Annotated in this window: 17 protein-coding genes; all 17 read left to right on the top strand. The window is 48.4% G+C overall.

Annotation, left to right across the window (positions count from 1 at the left end; genetic code table 11):
* Positions 1-2: 2 nt before the first annotated feature.
* The 17 genes from hemL (at position 3) to J1C91_RS09190 (ending at position 15,988) form a co-directional block, all read left to right on the top strand.
* On the top strand, positions 3-1,301 hold the full coding sequence (gene hemL, locus J1C91_RS09270; protein WP_125438378.1) for a glutamate-1-semialdehyde 2,1-aminomutase: 1,299 nt from the start codon (positions 3-5) through the stop codon (positions 1,299-1,301).
* On the top strand, positions 1,294-1,878 hold the full coding sequence (gene cobU / locus J1C91_RS09265) for a bifunctional adenosylcobinamide kinase/adenosylcobinamide-phosphate guanylyltransferase (protein WP_002910524.1): 585 nt from the start codon (positions 1,294-1,296) through the stop codon (positions 1,876-1,878). The genes hemL and cobU overlap by 8 nt, the downstream gene beginning before the upstream one ends.
* Positions 1,875-2,603 carry an adenosylcobinamide-GDP ribazoletransferase gene (gene cobS / locus J1C91_RS09260; RefSeq protein WP_125438375.1) on the top strand — a complete coding sequence of 243 codons (729 nt, stop codon included), beginning with the start codon at positions 1,875-1,877 and terminating at the stop codon, positions 2,601-2,603. Before cobU ends, cobS begins: the two co-directional genes overlap by 4 nt.
* Positions 2,600-3,172 (top strand): histidine phosphatase family protein, encoded by a 573-nt coding sequence (locus tag J1C91_RS09255; RefSeq protein ID WP_125438372.1) that lies wholly within the window; start codon positions 2,600-2,602, stop codon positions 3,170-3,172. Before cobS ends, J1C91_RS09255 begins: the two co-directional genes overlap by 4 nt.
* A gap of 55 nt (positions 3,173-3,227) precedes the next feature.
* Positions 3,228-4,331, top strand: coding sequence for an NADH-dependent flavin oxidoreductase (locus tag J1C91_RS09250; RefSeq protein ID WP_125438369.1), 1,104 nt, complete (start codon positions 3,228-3,230; stop codon positions 4,329-4,331).
* Positions 4,332-4,446: 115 nt separating this feature from the next.
* Positions 4,447-6,042 carry an ABC transporter substrate-binding protein gene (locus J1C91_RS09245; protein ID WP_185761311.1) on the top strand — a complete coding sequence of 532 codons (1,596 nt, stop codon included), beginning with the start codon at positions 4,447-4,449 and terminating at the stop codon, positions 6,040-6,042.
* A 3-nt stretch (positions 6,043-6,045) separates the two neighbouring features.
* Positions 6,046-6,828 carry an ABC transporter ATP-binding protein gene (locus tag J1C91_RS09240; RefSeq protein ID WP_125438364.1) on the top strand — a complete coding sequence of 261 codons (783 nt, stop codon included), beginning with the start codon at positions 6,046-6,048 and terminating at the stop codon, positions 6,826-6,828.
* Positions 6,825-7,595 (top strand): ABC transporter ATP-binding protein, encoded by a 771-nt coding sequence (locus tag J1C91_RS09235; protein WP_125438361.1) that lies wholly within the window; start codon positions 6,825-6,827, stop codon positions 7,593-7,595. The genes J1C91_RS09240 and J1C91_RS09235 overlap by 4 nt, the downstream gene beginning before the upstream one ends.
* Complete coding sequence (locus tag J1C91_RS09230) at positions 7,585-8,568, top strand: M14 family metallopeptidase (protein WP_125438358.1); 984 nt, start codon at positions 7,585-7,587, stop codon at positions 8,566-8,568. The genes J1C91_RS09235 and J1C91_RS09230 overlap by 11 nt, the downstream gene beginning before the upstream one ends.
* Positions 8,561-9,556, top strand: a complete 996-nt coding sequence (locus J1C91_RS09225; protein WP_125340438.1) for an ABC transporter permease — start codon at positions 8,561-8,563, stop codon at positions 9,554-9,556. The genes J1C91_RS09230 and J1C91_RS09225 overlap by 8 nt, the downstream gene beginning before the upstream one ends.
* Positions 9,549-10,358 (top strand): ABC transporter permease, encoded by an 810-nt coding sequence (locus tag J1C91_RS09220; RefSeq protein WP_125340439.1) that lies wholly within the window; start codon positions 9,549-9,551, stop codon positions 10,356-10,358. Before J1C91_RS09225 ends, J1C91_RS09220 begins: the two co-directional genes overlap by 8 nt.
* An 86-nt stretch (positions 10,359-10,444) precedes the next feature.
* Positions 10,445-12,052, top strand: coding sequence for a nickel ABC transporter substrate-binding protein (gene nikA / locus J1C91_RS09215; protein ID WP_125438355.1), 1,608 nt, complete (start codon positions 10,445-10,447; stop codon positions 12,050-12,052).
* A gap of 91 nt (positions 12,053-12,143) precedes the next feature.
* Complete coding sequence (locus tag J1C91_RS09210) at positions 12,144-13,085, top strand: ABC transporter permease (RefSeq protein ID WP_125438352.1); 942 nt, start codon at positions 12,144-12,146, stop codon at positions 13,083-13,085.
* Positions 13,078-13,884, top strand: coding sequence for an ABC transporter permease (locus tag J1C91_RS09205; RefSeq protein WP_061589265.1), 807 nt, complete (start codon positions 13,078-13,080; stop codon positions 13,882-13,884). The genes J1C91_RS09210 and J1C91_RS09205 overlap by 8 nt, the downstream gene beginning before the upstream one ends.
* Entirely contained in the window at positions 13,872-14,663 is a 792-nt protein-coding gene (locus tag J1C91_RS09200; protein ID WP_002910510.1) for an ABC transporter ATP-binding protein, read from the top strand. Before J1C91_RS09205 ends, J1C91_RS09200 begins: the two co-directional genes overlap by 13 nt.
* Positions 14,650-15,360 carry an ABC transporter ATP-binding protein gene (locus J1C91_RS09195; protein WP_002910509.1) on the top strand — a complete coding sequence of 237 codons (711 nt, stop codon included), beginning with the start codon at positions 14,650-14,652 and terminating at the stop codon, positions 15,358-15,360. The genes J1C91_RS09200 and J1C91_RS09195 overlap by 14 nt, the downstream gene beginning before the upstream one ends.
* Before the next feature lie 52 nt (positions 15,361-15,412).
* Positions 15,413-15,988 (top strand): flavin reductase family protein, encoded by a 576-nt coding sequence (locus tag J1C91_RS09190; RefSeq protein WP_002901082.1) that lies wholly within the window; start codon positions 15,413-15,415, stop codon positions 15,986-15,988.
* Positions 15,989-16,008: the final 20 nt, after the last annotated feature.

The following is a 16,008-nucleotide window of genomic DNA, read 5'->3' as shown; positions in this document are numbered from 1 at the left end:
ACTTGAAGAGAGAACATTCCAACCAATATTTCACAGAGGCTCAACAGCTCTTTCCAGGCGGGGTCAACAGTCCTGTTAGGGCCTTTAAGGCTGTGGGCGGCCACCCGCTTTTTATCGAAAAAGCCAGCGGAGCCTACCTGCATGATGTCGATGGCAACCGCTATATTGACTACGTCCTGTCTTGGGGGCCTATGATTTTGGGACATGCTCCTAAGGATGTGTTGCCAGCAGTTGAGGAAGCTATTTGGGAGGGGACCAGCTTTGGTGCTCCGAGTCCCAGAGAGATTGCCCTCGGCCAGCTGGTGCAGGAGCGCCTGCCTTTCATGGAAAGAATGAGGATGGTCAATTCGGGAACGGAAGCGACCATGAGCGCCATTCGGGTAGCGCGTGGAGTGACCAAGCGCTCTAAAATTGTCAAATTTATCGGCTGCTATCACGGTCACAGCGATTCCTTTTTGGTTCAGGCTGGTTCAGGCTTGGCCAGCTTTGGGATTGCTGATTCTGCCGGAGTCATTGCTCAGGTAGCTGGGAAAACTCTGGCCTTGCCTTATAATAACATAGCTGATCTCAAGGCTTGCTTTGAAAAGCATGGAGATAACATCGCCTGTGTCATTTTAGAAGCAGTTGCTGGCAATATGGGCTTGATTCCAGCGGATGCGGACTTTATCAGTACTATTCGCTCCCTCACTCAGGAATACGGCTCTCTTTTCATAGTGGATGAGGTCATGAGTGGTTTTCGAGCTCATTATCAGGGGGCAGTTGGCCTCTATCAGACAGAGCCGGATCTGGTCTGCTTGGGCAAGGTTATCGGTGGCGGCTTCCCAGTCGCAGCCTTTGGCGGCAAGGCCGTCTATATGGATCAGGTAGCGCCTCTAGGCAGCATCTATCAGGCTGGTACCCTATCAGGCAATCCAGTCGCTATGACGGCCGGTTATGAAACTCTGAAACAGCTAACACCTGAACTCTTTGCTGAGATTGAAGAGAAAACAAGCTACCTCTGTGATGGCTTACGAAGTCTAGCCGATAAGTACAGCATTAATCTGCAAGTCGTATCAAAAGGTACCATGTTTGGTTTCTTCTTCAGTCAGAAGCCAGTCCGTAACTTTGAGGATTCTAAGGCGGCTGACCATGCTCAGTTTGCACGATTGCACGGTCTCTTGCTGGAGCAAGGCATTTATCTGGCGCCATCTCAGTATGAAACCAACTTTATGTCCAGTGCCCATACTAGAGCGGACCTAGACCAGACCTTGGCAGCCTTTGAGCGGGCATTTCAAGCAATGAAAGAAGAAGCAAATGACTAAGATTGTGTTAGTGACAGGCGGTGCCAGAAGTGGTAAGTCAGCATTTGCGGAGGAGCGACTAGCGGACCGAGAGCGAGTTTGCTATATTGCGACTGGCCTGCCCCGAGGAGAAGATCCAGAATGGCAGGAGCGGATTCGACTGCACCAAGAACGCCGACCGGCTTCATGGACAACTCAGGAGCAGTATGCAGGGCTGGCGGACTGGCTGCGAGAGCAGTCGCATCCAGTTTACCTGCTGGACTGTGCCACCCTTTTGACCAGCAATCGCCTCTTTGATTTGATTGCCCAGCATTTTCCAGACAAGCTGGAGCTGACCGAGGAACACTTTCTCAGTCGACAGGAGCAGTCTTTCCTGCTGCAGCTCTTGGAAGAAGAATGGCAAGAGCTCCTATCTACAATCCGTCAGACAGATGCTGAGTGCTGGATTGTAACGGACGAGGTTGGGCTGGGCATTGTCCCAGAGACCAGACTAGGGCGCTTCTTCCGTGATGTGCAGGGCAAAGTCAACCAACTGATTGCAAAGGAGGCGAGTGAGGCTTATCTGGTTATCTGCGGCCTCGCTCAGCAGTTGAAATGATAAAGGCATTGATTATCTATACTCAATTTTTTAGCCGGATTGTGATTCCAATGGCAGTGGATATTTCCTATCTGCGACGGGGACTCCCTTTTCTGACTCTCTTTGGTCTCTTGCTGGGTTTGATTTCAGGTGGATTTTATTTCCTGATGAGTCTAGTTCTGCCTGGAATGGTCGCTTGGGTTCTGACCCTTGCTTTCGATGTTCTGCTGACAGGTGGTTTTCACTTAGATGCCTTAGCGGATACGGCGGATGGTCTCTTCTCCTCTCGTAAAAAGGAGCGGATGCTGGAGATTATGAAGGACAGCCGGATTGGCAGCAATGGCGTTCTGGCGCTTATTCTCTACTATGCTCTGATGCTGGTTCTATACCCTTATTTGCCAGAGCCTCGCTGGTTTATCGTAGCTAGTCTGTCCATGATTGGCAAGGCCGGCCTGAGCCTACAGCTTTACCGGATGAGCTATGCCAGAGAAGGCGGTGGCTCGGGAAATTTCTTCAGCGGCAGCAAGACCAGTCATATCTTACTAGCCCAGTTACCTCCCTTGCTACTATCTATTCTGGTCTTCCGCTGGAGAGGCCTTCTGGCTTACGGCCTGGTATTTCTGGGAGCAATCGGCTATCGTCGTTTCGTTTATAATAAAATTGACGGCCACACAGGCGATACGCTAGGGGCCTATGTCGAAATTGCCCAGCTCCTCTATCTCTTGGGATTGGTGGTGCTAGGATGAAAAGATGGTATCTAATGCGGCATGGTCAGACAGACTACAACCGCAGGCGCTGTTTCTACGGTAGCCATGATGTCTCTATCAACGGGCAAGGCCAAAAAGATGCCAAGCAGCTGGCGCTACTGATGCAGGAGCACCCAGTTGATGTGATTTACACTAGTTGTCTCAAACGGACGCAGGAAACAGCCCAGCTGGCTTTTCCAGACAGGCAAGTTCAGCCCATAGCCGACTTTGACGAGCGGGGATTTGGGCAATGGGAAGGTTTGACTGCAGATGAGATTGAAGCGGCTTTTCCAGAAGTTTGGCAGGCTTGGCTGGAAGCGCCTTTTGAAGTCACGCCAGCTGAGGCAGAAGTTTTCGCCGACTTTCAGACCCGAGTCTGGGCAGCAACGGATCGCCTGCTGGATAGCAGGGAAGCGTCAATGGCTCTAGTCGCTCATTTGGGAGTGCTGCGCTTGATTTACCAGCATTTGGTTGATGGAGCGGCTGTTTTTTGGAACATTGATGTCCCCCAAGGACGAGTGCTGCTTTTGGAAGAGCGGGATCAGACTTGGCAGGCTACTTTACTCTAAGGATTTATTATTTAAAAACAAACAACAGGATTTATCTTGGGAAAGAGGTGACCAGATGAATACACAGATTCAGGATAAATTTACTTTTAAAAATGGTCAGACCATGCGCAATCGCGTTGTCTTGGCGCCTATGACCATCTGCGCTAGTGAGCCCGGTGGCTATGTATCTCAGGCAGATATTGATTTTTTTGCCCGCCGGTCTAGGTCGGTTGGCATGGTCATTACTGGCAGTACCTATGTCCATCCTCTGGGCAAGTCCTTTGCGGAGAGCTTCAGCGGCGCCGAGGACGATAAGATTGAGGGGCTTAGCCGTCTGGCCAAGGCCATCAAGGATCAAGGGGCTCTGGCTATTGTCCAGCTCTATCATGGTGGTCGCATGGTTCTGCCTGATTTGATTGACGGTCAGCCAGTTGCACCCAGCGCTGTCAAGGCTCCGCGCGATTATTTGGCAGAGCCAAGGGCGCTCAAGAACGCTGAAGTAGAGCAGGTAATAGAGGATTTTCTGTCAGCTATCAGACGGGCCATTCAGGCTGGCTTTGATGGAGTCGAGCTTCATGGCGCCAATACCTACCTGATCCAGCAGTTTGTCTCTCCTCATTCAAATGTCCGTCAGGACAAGTGGGGCGGCAGTCTTAACAACCGCCTGCGCTTTCCAAAGACTTTGCTGAAAAGAGCCAAGCAACTAGTCAAAGAAGAGGCCGACCGCCCCTTCCTGATTGGCTACCGCTTTTCTCCGGAAGAGATTGAAGAGCCAGGAATCCAGCTTTATGATACCCTGCAGTTACTAGAGCAGCTTATCTATCATCAGGTGGACTATCTGCATATTTCGACTACTGATGTCTGGCGCTCGTCCATCAGAGATTCTCAGGACTCAGAGCCAGTGATTCAGAAAATTATCAGAAAAATTAATGATAGAGTGCCCCTGATTGGTGTCGGTCAGATTGAGACCAAGCAGGATGCCCAGCGTGTATTGGATGCGGGGATTCCGCTCTTTGCCCTCGGCAAGGCTCTGCTCCTAGACCCAGACTGGACAGAAAAGGTTGTCTCTGGCCGAGAGGCAGAAGTCATCCGAGCTTATCGCGATGAGCTGCAGGCTGACTTGGCTCTGCCAACGGCCTTTGTCGAAGATGCCCGAAGCTATCTGGAAGGAAAAGATTAAGCCAGACCAAGCAGAAGGAGGAAAATTAATGAGCAAGCATCTGTTTTTCATTCGTTTGCTCTCTCATCTTCAGGACATAGAACCACCTTAGACAGAGAGCGAAGCGTATTTAGATTTGACTAGGACAGACCGTCTTAAAGTAGTTTACAAAATAGAAAAGGAATTTGAATATTTTATGAAACATTTTAAAAAAATTATGGCTCTAGCCTTGGCAGGCCTAGCCCTAGCCTCCTGTGTAAACCCTAGCAAAACCAGTGAGCCTACTGGCGATAGTGGCAGTAAGACTGTAACCATTGGCTACACTCAATTTCCAGCAAATGTAGATCCAGCAGCGGAATACAATGGCTGGTTCACGGTCCGTTACGGAGTGGGAGAAACCCTATTTAAGATGGACGACAAACTTGAGGTAAAACCTTGGCTGGCTGAGAAAATCGAAGCAGTCTCAGACCTAGAGTGGAAAATTACCCTCAAGGATAAGGTGACCTTCCAAAATGGTGAAAAAATGACCGGTGAAAAGGTTAAAGCTTCTCTGGAACGCTTGATTAAGACCAGCGAGCGGGCAGCATCAGATATGGGCATTGACAGCATTTCTGCAGAGGGTCAAACTGTGACCATCAAGACAAAGGCTGTTCAGCCGATCATGGCGAATCTCTTGGCAGAGCCCTACTCCGCTATTGTGGATACGACTGGCAAGAGCGCATCTGACAAGGCTCCAGTCGGAACTGGACCTTACATGGTGACCAAGTACACTCCTGAGAGCGGAGCAGAACTCAAGGCTTATGACGACTACTGGGATGGTAAGCCAAAAGTTGCTAATCTGAAGATTAAATACTTCTCTGATCCGACAGCTATTTCTGCAGCCCTCAAGTCTAAGGAAGTCGATGCTGTCTATGGTCTGCCTTATGCAAATCTAAGTACCTATGCTTCCGATAAGAACTACAAAATTTCTGAAGTAGAAGGTTCCCGCTACCTAGCATACTACTATAACTTCGAAAATCCTTACGTAGCAGATGACAAGTTCCGTCAGGCTTTAGATACCTTGGTAGACAAGAAGACCTACTCTGAATCCCTCTTTAAAGGCTCAGCTGTGCCAGCTGTTGGCCCTTTCCCTACTAGCTTCGCCTTTGCCCTGCAAAAGAGCGTTCATGAATTTAACGTAGACAAGGCTAAGAAACTCTTGGATGAAGCTGGTTACAAGGATACTGACGGCGATGGCTACCGTGAAAAAGACGGCCAAAAAGTCAGCATTGAGTTGCTGTCCTTTACCCGTCTGCCTGAAATGCCGCTGGCTGTAGAAGCAACCCAGCAACAGCTCAAGGAAGTCGGAATCGAAGCGACTATCAAGAAAGTTGAAGTCAGTGCCGTTGCCAGTGAAAAGGACTATGCCTTCACACCTTATGCGGTGGTAGCAGCTCCGATTGGTGACCCATATGCCTTCTTCAACAGTGCTGTCAAGACCAATGGTACAGCCAATATCGGTCACTACAGCAATCCAGAAGCGGATAAGAAAATCGAAGAGTTGGCGACTGAAACTGATCCAGCTAAGCGCAATCAGCTCAGCAAGGAAATCCAAGAAATCATGGACAAGGACTATGGCTTTACCATTATCGGCTTCTTCAAGGTCGCTCTGGTAATGGACAAGTCCGTCTCTGGTTTGGAATCCCATCCAACAGACTACTATCACGTCAGCAACAAACTATCAAAGGAATAAAACATGCTGGAAATGAAAGATCTGCTGGTGCAGTCAGCAGATAAAGTCATTCTCGATCGGGTCTCCCTCTCTCTTGCAGAGGGGGAGTCCCTTTCGATTGTGGGCGAGAGTGGCAGTGGCAAATCTACCCTGCTCAAGATGCTGCTGGGCCTCCCTCTTAGGGGGCTGACAGTGACAGAGGGCAGTATTACCTTTGAGGGGCAGGAAATTCAGCCCCAGGACCACCGCATTTATCTGCCTTTTGTTGGCCGAGAAGTAGCCTGGATTAGTCAGCATGCCAGTCTCAGCTTCAATAACCGCCGTAAGATCAAAAAGCATTATCAGGACTTGGTGAAAAATCAGGGCCAGCAAGCAGCAAATCTCCGCCCCTTGGAAGAATGTCTAGAGATGGTGGGACTGCTGCCTGAAAAAGTCGTCAATAAGTATCCTTTCGAGCTCAGCGGTGGTATGATGCAGCTGGTCGGAGTGGCGCTAGCTCTAGCCAGCAGGCCCAAACTGCTTCTGGCTGATGAGCCGACCAGCGCTCTGGATGTCCTATCGAAAATGAAGTTGCTTGATCTCTTGAGCAAGCTTCATCAGGAGGAAAACATGGCCATTCTCTTTGTCACACATGATATCAGCGTAGCTGAGCATCTAGCGCAAAAGGTAGTCGTCATGAAAGAAGGGCAGATTGTCGAAAGTGGTCCAGCCCATCAAATTCTCCGCCATCCTGAGCAGGCCTACACCCAGAAATTGCTGAAGGCCGTGCCTAAGCTAGCAGAATTTAGAGAAGGGGGGCAGCTATGAATCAAGTATTGGTTGGTCGCCAACTGACCTACGAGTACAGTCAGATAGGTGAGCGGAGAATCGGTGTCTTTGATATTGACATTAGCTTGGAAAAGGGACAGGCTTTGGGCCTGGTCGGTGAATCAGGCTCTGGTAAAAGTACCATTGCCAAACTCATCTGCCGCTTTTTAAAGCCGGACCAAGGGGAGCTGACCCTACTGGGCAAACCAGTCTATGACTACAAGGATAGGGAATACTATGCTCGGGTCCAGTATATTGCCCAGCAGCCCCAGTCGACTTTTCATCCCAAGCGCAGCATTCAGCAGAGCCTAGAAGAGGTCTGTCGAAACTTCTCTCTCTATCAGCAGCCGTCAGATAGAAAGCAAGCCATCCATGACTTGCTGAGTTCGGTTGGTCTGACACCTGAGCTTGCTCAGCGGCTACCGTATCAGCTGAGCGGAGGAGAATGCCAGCGAGCAGCCATTGCCCGTGCCCTGCTGATTAATCCCGATGTGCTCATCTGCGATGAAATCACCAGTGCTCTGGATGTGACCGTTCAGTATGAGGTCATGCAGCTGCTGGCAGATATCAAGGAGCGCTCGCAAACCTCCTTTCTCTTCATCTCTCATGACATCGCTCTGGTCAGCAATTTTGCGGAAGATTTGGTCGTCCTCAAGGACGGAATCGTGCAAGAAAAGGGCAGCATGCGAGAGGTCGTCTCTGCTCCCAAGAGTGACTATACCAAGCTCTTGCTCAGTCAGTACAGGGAGGATGAAAATGACGATTAAGCAAGAACTAGACTCTATGGCTCCATGCAGCAGCTATCAAGGAAGTCTGTCTATCACAGATGAGCTGGCTATCCAGTACACTCTGCTTAAAGGACAGGCTACCCAGCCCTTGCTGACCATCAGTGCGGCAGTCCATGGCTGTGAGTATGTCGGGGTTAAGGTACTGATGGACTTGGCGCATGAATGGGACTTTAGCTTTCAGGGCTCTGTCCTCCTCCTACATGCAGTCAATGTCAGCGGCTTCTGGGCTCGGGAGACGACACTTGTACCTGAGGACGGCCTCAATCTGAACAGGATTTTTCAGGATCAAGAGCCAGTTTCCAGCCTCAGCTATCAGATTCGGTCTGTGATTGAGAGCCAGGTTTTTAGCGTCAGTGATTTCCTGATTGACCTGCATAGTGGCAATCGGGAAGAACTGCTGACACCTCATGGTTACTACTCTCTGCGGGCAAATCCAGAGGTGGTCGAAAAGTCCTATCAGATGCTGCAGGCTTCTGGGACACCGATTATCTATCAATCTCAGGACCGAGGCAATCTTTATCACGCTGCCTCGGTGGACTATGGTTTGCCTAGCATCCTGCTGGAGCAGGGAGAAAACGGCACCTGTCTGCCAGAGGATGTGCTGGCCATGAAGGAGTCAGTCAAGCAAGTCGCCCGCTATCTTTTTGAAGGGATCATGCCCTATTATAAGCAGGCGCCGCTGATCTTTGATGACAGTTACTATCTGACCTGTCAGAGGTCGGGCTGCTGGATGTGCTTTGTCCGGCCCAATCAAACAGTACAGGCTGGTCAGGTCATCGGCGAAATCTGTGATATTTATGGCAATATTTTAGAAAAGGTGACTGCCAAGGAAGACGGTCTGGTCCTCTACCAGAAAGCGACCTTGGTCGTCCACCAAGGCGAAGTGCTGCTGGCCGTTGCCAGCAAGAAGCCTGAAAGCTACCAGACATCTGAAAGGGAGGCGCATGATTAAATTTATTATCAAAACAATTCTGCAATTCGTCCTCATCCTGCTCTGCGTCAGCTTTATCTCCTTTTTACTGGTTTATCTAGCACCGGGAGATCCGGCTGAGAGCATCCTAAACGCTCAGGGTATTCCTTATACCAAGGAACTGCTGGAAATCAAGCGGGCAGAGATGGGTCTGAATGGCAGCTTTATGGAGCAATATCTGGCCTGGCTGGGCAGGATTGTCCATGGCGACTTTGGTGTGACCTATAATTCCGGAGCTTCGGTCTGGGAGCAGCTGGTTTTCTATTTTCCCAATACAGTCTACCTAGCTTTTTATACCCTGCTAGCAACTCTGGGAATTTCCTTGCCGACAGCTCTCTACACATCCTACCATGCAGGAAAGCCAGTTGATCGCTTCCTGATGGGAGGTCTGGCTTTTCTGAATGCCATACCTAGCTTTGTTATGGGGATTATCCTGATTCTGATTTTTTCTGTTCAGCTTCACTGGCTTCCCATTCAGGCAACGGCCAATGAGCTGGGCTTGGTTTTGCCAGTCATAACATTGGCCATGATTATGTCCACTCGCTATATCCCGCAGCTGCGAACTGCTCTGATAGAAGTGCTGCATTCGCCAGAAGTCGAAGGTGCACGAGGTCGGGGGATTCGAGAGGGACATATCCTGCTGCATGACGTGATTTACAATGTTCTGCCCTTTCTTCTGACCTTGGTCAGCCTTTCTCTGGGCTCGCTCTTGGGTGGTGTAGCTATTATTGAGCACCTCTTTTCCTGGCCTGGCATCGGCAAGATGCTGATAGGAGTCGTTGCCAAGCGGGATTATCCCCTCATTCAGGGGGCGGTCCTCTTTATCACAGCTGGGGTCTTGACTGTAAATCTAGTCTTTCAGCTGCTCATGGTTTGGCTTAATCCTCGCGTCCGACTGGCTCAGGAAAATCCCAAACTGCTGCCGCGCCTGAAGAAACTAAAAGCAAGCAAGGAGGGTTTGTATGGATAAGAAAATCAATCGAAAACTCCTGATTTTGGGCGGCCTCATCGTCCTGGCTCTGATCCTATCCTCCTTGGCCCCTCATCTCTTGGGTGATAGTTTAACCAAGGTCAATTTGGGCCAAGCCCTGCAAGGGCCGAGCAGCAGTGAGTGGTTCGGAACGGACGCTCTAGGACGGTCTGTCTTTGCGCGTGCAGTGAGCGGAGGTGCGGAAACAGTCCTGCCAGCCCTGATGATTCTGATGCTAATTGCGACGGTAGGCTCCTTTATTGGGGTAACCAGCGCCTTCATCGGCGGGAAATTCGACCAGTTCATCTTGCTGGTTATCACGGCTTTTCAGTCTTTCCCATCTATCATTCTGGTCATTGCTATCGTCAGTATCTTGGGCATCGGTCTCCAGCAAACCCTCATCGCTATCTGCCTGACGGCCTGGACCAAGTATGCCTACCTGATGCGCTCCATGACCCTGCAGCTGAAAAATGAACCCTATATCCAGTCCTCGAAAATGTATGGCAATAGTTTTTGGACAAGCCTGAAAAACTATTATTTCCCCAGTCTTTTTCCTCAGATTCTGACGACCATGAGCTTTGACATCAGCACCATTATCATGGAAATCGCTGGTCTCAGCTTTGTCGGATTGGGAGCTCAGGCACCGTCTCCTGAGTGGGGAGCCATGATCAATGACGGCCGGATTTACATCCAGGAAGCCCCCTGGATTGTGGTCTTCCCTTGTATCTTGCTAATTTTGACCATTCTCCTCTTTACCAAATTCGGAGACGCTCTGAACAGCAAGTACAACCGCATGAATTGATCATCAAAAAAACATAAACTATAGCCCCTATCTTTTGGGACTGCAATCATAAAAAAATATGAATACAAGAAAGTGATTCAATAAAAATGAGAAAAAAATTATTTTTATTAGTTGTCCTCTTGCTGCCTTTATTCTTGGTAGCCTGCCAGCAAAACTCAAATTCTTCCAAACAAGCCAATGAAAAAGACAAACTCACCATGGTCTGGGGAGAGGACTTTGGGGATGTCAATCCTCATCGCTACAATCCAGACCAATTTGTCATTCAGGATATGGTCTATGAAGGCCTAGTCCGCTACGGTGACAATGGGAAAATCGAGCCAGCCTTGGCTGAAAGCTGGGATATCAGCGAAGATGGTAAAACCTATACCTTCAAGCTGAGAAAGGCAAAATTCTCAGACGACTCTGACTTTAATGCTGAGAATGTCAAACGGAATTTCGATACCGTCTTTTCAGAGGAAAATAAGAAAAACCACACTTGGTTTGACTTTACCAACCAACTGGAAAGCTACCGAGTTGTCGATGAGCATACCTTTGAAATCAAGCTCAAACAAGCTTACAGTGCGACTCTCTATGATTTATCAATGATTCGTCCGATCCGCTTCGTAGCTGATGCGGCCTTCCCTGACGGAGATGACACAACTAAGGATAACCTCAAAAAGCCAATCGGAACAGGTCAATGGGTTGTCAAAGATAAGAAGCCAAACGAGTACATCACCTTTGTCCGTAATGAAAATTACTGGGGTGAAAAGCCTAAAATGAAAGAAGTAACGGTCAAGATTATCCCAGATCCACAAACCCGTGCTTTGGAGTTTGAGTCTGGAAATGTAGACCTGCTCTATGGAAATGGCGTTATCGGTTTGGATAACTTTGCCAAGTATGCCAAGGATGACAAGTACACGACAGATGTATCTCAGCCAATGTCCAGCCGCCTCATGCTCTTGAATGCCAAGCAGGAAATCTTCAAAGACAAGACTGTCCGTCAGGCTATGAACCATGCGGTTGATAAAAAGTCTATCGCGAAAGACATTTTCCGCGGAACAGAAACACCAGCTGATACCATCTTCTCTAAGTCTACACCACACTCTGACGCCAATCTGACTCCCTATGACTACGACATCAAACTGGCTGAAAAGATGCTGGATCAAGCAGGCTGGAAGAAAGGCTCTGACGGTATCCGCGAAAAAGACGGCAAGAAATTAAGCCTAAATGTTCCTTATATTTCTTCTAAGGCGACAGACAAGGACTTGGTTGAGTACTTCCAAGGCGAATGGAAGAAAATCGGAATTGACGTTCAGCTCAAAGCTATGGAAGAAGATGACTATTGGGAAAATATTAAGACTGGCGACTTTGATTTGATGCTGACCTTCTCTTGGGGAGCACCTTGGGATCCGCATGCTTGGATGACTGCCCTGACTTCACCAGCTGACCATGGTCACCCAGAAAATGTTGCCCTAGAAGCTCTGCCATCTAAGTCAGAAATGGACAGCATTATCAAGGCGACTCTGGTTGAGCCAGACGAAGCAAAAGTTGATGAAGGTTATAAGAAAGTTCTCACTATGCTCCATGATGAAGCTATCTATATCCCAATTACTTATCAATCCGTTGTTTCCGTCTACCGCAAGGGAGAAATCAATGGCATGCGCTTTGCTCCAGAAGAAAATGCTTTCCCACTGCGCTATATTGAGAAAAAATAAAAACTGGCTTCATAACTGCAAATTTTAATATAAAGGGAGTAGTGCTGCTAAGTTGAAAAGCTTATCAGCCGCCCCTTTTCTTTTAAGGACTATGAAAAAAGATTTATTTAAAAAAATAGTTTCTTTCCTAGCTGCCCTGTTGATGATATCAGTATTGACCTTTCTCTTGGCCAAGCTATCCTCAGCTGATCAAGCAGAAAATTATTTAAGGGTATCTAAGATTCAAGTGACTCCTCAATCTTTGGAAAAAGCCAGAGATTATCTGGGCCTCAATCAACCTTGGCCCCAGCAGTATCTAGGTTGGCTGACAAAGGCGCTTCGTGGGGATTTTGGGACGTCTTATCTATTAAAGGTTCCTGTCCTGCCCTTGGTGCTGGAGCGTTTCCAGTCGACCCTTTCTCTAGGCCTGACATCTTTTGCTCTCATTTTGCTTACGTCCATTCCTTTGGGAATTTTTAGTGCAGTCTACAAGGGTTCTCTCTTTGATAAGGTCACTCGTTTTCTATCCTTTTCCAGCGTTTCCATGCCTAGCTTTTGGTTAGGCTACATGCTGATTGTGATTTTTGCTGTTCAGCTCAGATGGCTGCCCGTTTCGGGCAAGCAGGACCTTAGCAGCTTGATTCTTCCTAGTCTGACCCTAAGCATGTCATTGATTGGTCAATATATTGCTTTGATCCGCAAGGCTGTGCTGGAGCAGATGAACAGTGTCCATGTCGAAAATGCCCTCCTGCGCGGAGTCAGTAAGTTCTTCCTGGTCAAGAATCATCTCTTGAGAAATTCCCTGCCAGCCATTGCGACAGGCCTGAGCCTGACCTTGGTCTATCTCCTGACAGGCTCCTTAATTGTCGAAGAAGTCTTCTCCTGGAATGGCGTCGGCTCCCTCTTTGTAGATGCGCTGCAGTCTGTGGACCTGCCCATTATCCAGTGCTGCATGCTTTTATTTGGCCTATTATTCTTGGGAAATAATATTCTAACCCAGCAGCTGCCGCTCTGGATAGACCCTAGAGTCAGAAAAAGGAGGAGCAATGTCTAAACGATTTATTTTTTCAAGTGTCATTTTGCTGGCCCTCTTCATCTGCGCTCTCTTTGCTCCCTATCTATCCTCTTTTGATCCCCAGCATGTAGAAATCTCAAACAAACTAATGGCGCCTGACGCTGTTCATCTGTTGGGAACTGATCAGCTGGGCAGGGACATTTTGTCTCGTCTGCTGCACGGGGCTCGTTATTCTCTCTTTTTATCCTTGGCTATCAGTCTGCTGGAAGTGGTCATCGGTGTCACAGTCGGCTTGCTAATCGGATGGTACCAGGGAAAGGCTGAAGCGACCTTCTTATGGTTTGCAAATGTTATTTCCGCCTTTCCTAGCTTCCTGCTATCGCTAGCTACTGTTGGGATATTGGGACAGGGAATGACCAATATGATTCTAGCCATTGTCATCATAGAGTGGGTCTACTATGCAAGGGTAACGGCCAATCTAGTCAAGAGTGCCAAAGAGGAAGCCTATGTCATTTCTGCCCAGACCATGGGACTCTCCCAGATTCATATTCTCAAAACTCATATCCTGCCCTTTATCTACAAGCCCATTTTGATTATTGTGCTGATGAATATCGGGAATATCATTCTCATGATTTCTGGCTTTTCCTTTCTGGGAATCGGTGTCCAGCCCAACATTACCGAATGGGGCATGATGCTGCATGATGCTAGAAGTCATTTTCAAACGGCAACTTGGATGATGCTGGCGCCCGGACTGGCTATCTTTCTGACTGTGGTCGCCTTTAATCTATTTGCCGAATGCTTTGAAGAGAAAGGCTGGAAACAGATATGGAAAAAATAGCAGTAAAGCAACTGACAGCCCAGATTGAGGGAAAGACCATACTGCAGGACATCAGCTTTGAAGTGGAGGCGGGTCAGTCTCTGGTCATCATTGGGGAGAGTGGTTCTGGTAAAACTCTCTTAACCAAGATATTGATTGGCCAACTGCCTTCATCCTTGAGCATGCAAGGAGAAGTTATCTATGGCACTATGTCTCTAGAGCGCAACTCTCTCAAGGACTGGCAGCAGCTGCGGGGGAGGAAAGTGGCCTATATGTCACAAAATCCGATGGCTATGTTTAATCCCTTTCAGACCATTCAAAGCCATTTTTGGGAAACCCTGCGCAGCCATAGCAAGATTTCAAAGAGCGCTTGTCTGACTAAGGCCCTAGCCTCTATGAAAGAAGTCAGACTGGGAGAGCCGGAAGAACTTTTGAAGAAATATCCTTTTGAGCTCAGCGGTGGTATGCTGCAACGGGTCATGCTGGCTATCTTGCTTTGCCTGGAGCCAGAGACCATCATTTTGGACGAGCCTACTTCGGCGCTGGATATCCATAATCGCGAGCAGATTATTCTCATCTTAAAGGAGCAGTTAGCTAAAGGCAAGACCCTCATCACAGTGACCCATGATTATCATTTGGCGCGGGAGCTGGGAGGCAAGATGCTTGTCATGTATCAGGGGGTTATCATGGAGGGAGGGCCGGTTGCTAAGCTCCTCGAAAGTCCTTCGCAGTCCTATAGCCAAGACCTTATCTTAGGAAATCCATACGAACGGTTGGTGAGACAAGATGCTGGAATGTAGACATGTTTTTAAAAAATTCGATGGTAAAATGGTTGTCAGAGACTGTAACTTCTCCGTCCAGAAGGGTGAAATGATCGGTCTGATGGGCGAGAGCGGCAGTGGTAAGAGCACGCTGGCTAAATTGCTGATTGGTCTAGAAAAGCCCAGTCAAGGACAGGTCTTACTGGATGGCCAGCCCTACTCAGTCAAAAAGTCTGGGGTGAGAATTCTGCTGGTCTTTCAGGACTCGCTCCATTCAGTCAATCCACACTTTACAGTCGAGCAGGTCTTGACAGAGGCTCTGCCAAAAGATGTGGCTAGAGAAGAGATAGAAGCCATTCTAGAAGACGTCGGTCTGGATAAAAGCTATCTGACTCAGCCAGCGCGCCAGCTCAGTGGCGGCCAGCTCCAACGGATTTGCATCGCCCGTGGCCTGCTCTTAAAGCCAGATGTTCTCATCTTTGATGAGGCTCTGAGCGGTCTGGATCCCATTGTTCAGGGAAGGTTGTTACGCCTCTTATATGATTTGTGGGAGAAATATCAGCTGACCTATCTTTTCATCTCGCATGATTTCAAGCTGAGCTACGCTCTCTGCCATCGGATTTTGGTCATGGCAGACGGGGAAATCGTTGATGAGATAAAGGACTTTGAGCTTCCTATTCAAGCTCATCACCCCGTGACAAAAAAGTTGATAGGCGACAAGGGATATTTTAGCTGATGCATACCCCAGCCAGCTGATCTATTTTAAAATTAAAAATAAAGGAACATATATGAAACGTACTTTTGAAACGAGAAAACTTTACTTCGGCTTTCCGGTCTTCTTTTTAGGCTATAAGGACGATGTGCACGGTTATAATATTTCGACTTCAAGCTCGGTTTATTCCTTGGGCAGTATGATGGTTATTGCCATGCGTACCAAGGGAAATGCCATTACAGAGATTACCAAGCACCAGCAATTCACAGTCAATGTCCCAGAGAAGGATTTGACCAAAGAGTCTGAAATTGCTGGCTTCAACAGCCGCAAGGACAAGTTTGCCCTGACCGGTCTTAGCTATACAATTGGCGAGACGGTGGATGCTCCGCTGGTAGACCAATGCCCTGTATCCATTGAGTGTCAGGTGCTGGATATGGTCGAATGCGGTGCCTTGACCAATGTCATCGCCCGTGTCACTCGGCGTGTGGTAGATGAGGACTTGATTGATGAGAATGACGCTTTCCGCAGTGACCGCTTTTCTCCTATCAGCTACATGGGAGATGGCGATGGACGGCTTTACCGCTATTTCAGCGACGAGTCAGTCAAGATGGGATCCATTATCAAAGAAATCCGCAAACAAGAAGAAAAATAAAGAAACCGCTGAGATATTTA

This window comes from Streptococcus sanguinis, assembly GCF_050222175.1.
Taxonomy (GTDB): Bacteria; Bacillota; Bacilli; order Lactobacillales; family Streptococcaceae; genus Streptococcus; species Streptococcus sanguinis_M.
This window is presented reverse-complemented; position numbering and strand designations above follow the sequence as displayed.